At 40.6% G+C, this 1,188-nt stretch carries 2 protein-coding genes; both read left to right on the top strand.

Going from position 1 to position 1,188, the window contains the following annotated elements:
* Nucleotides 1-626, top strand: a 626-nt coding sequence (locus ACS8FD_RS15640; protein ID WP_439276525.1) for a 4Fe-4S dicluster domain-containing protein, incomplete at its 5' end; no start/stop codon positions are given.
* Nucleotides 627-729: 103 nt separating this feature from the next.
* On the top strand, nucleotides 730-1,188 hold a 459-nt coding region (locus ACS8FD_RS15635; protein WP_439276524.1), incomplete at its 3' end, for a FixH family protein.

Raw genomic sequence — 1,188 nt, 5'->3', positions numbered from 1 at the left:
ACCATTTAGGCGACTGTATCGAATGTCAAATGTGTGTGCAGGTATGCCCTACTGGTATCGATATTCGAGACGGCCTACAAGTTGCTTGTATTCAATGTGCAGCGTGTGTCGATGCCTGTAATGAAATCATGGACAAAGTTGGCTATCCACGCGGACTTATAAGGTATACAACTGAGAGACAATTGGCTGAAAATGAGCCTAGCCGTGTCTTACGCCCGCGTTTGTTTGCTTACTTGACACTATTAACTGTGTTATGTGGGGGTCTTATCTATGCATTAACTGATCGCGTGCCATTAGAAATTGACATTCGCCGTGACCGTAACCAGCTGTCTTCTCTAACTAACCAAGGTATGATTGAAAACAGCTATATTGTGAAGCTAACCAACAAAACCCAAGAGCCTCACGCTTACAAAATATCGCTCGCACCGCAAGATGGTCTTAGCTTAGTGCTGCGTTTTAACGACGTGCCATTAGAAGCTGGCGAAAGCTTCGATATGCCTGTGAGCATTTATGGTGACCCTGATATTATTGAGTCTGGTCAAACGCCTGTTACTTTAAACGTGGTAAGTGAGGACGGTCAGTATAAAGTCAGTAAACAAAACATTTTTACGACTCAAGGCCAGTAAATACTTGAAATATAAGGTATAATCTATGATTGAGTGTCTGTATATTAGAGACTCAATCTAGGTAATAGCATATTGATCGGTTCATACATCTAATAGGTATTCTATGTCTACACCAAATTCTTCGCCAAGTTTTAAGCATCAAGATAGCCAACCATGGTATAAAAATTATATGGTGGTTATCTTTGTTATTGGTATGCCCGCTTTTGTGGTTATCGCTTGTCTTTGGTTTGTCTACTACTCTTATCAGATTCGTGACAGTGTGGTACGTGACGATTGGTATATGGACGGCAAAACGCTGTATCACGATGTATCACGCGATAAGCTGACATACGATTTAGACTTGAGTGGCAAAATGCAATTTAACTCAAATGGAGATATTACTTTTTATCTTGATTATCCACAGCAGAGCTTACAAACAGGCAAACTGTTAAATGGTAAACCACTTACCTATCCTGATACGTTAGAGCTTTCGATTTCACATGCAACAGATGTCAAAAAAGATCGAGACGTGGTGCTAGAGCATCAAGAAGGGAATAGATACAGTGCCAAAGTGGATATTGAT

The organism is Psychrobacter sp. 1U2, from assembly GCF_051847575.1.
Note: the sequence above shows the minus strand (reverse complement) of the source record. Positions and strands in the feature narration are given on the sequence as shown.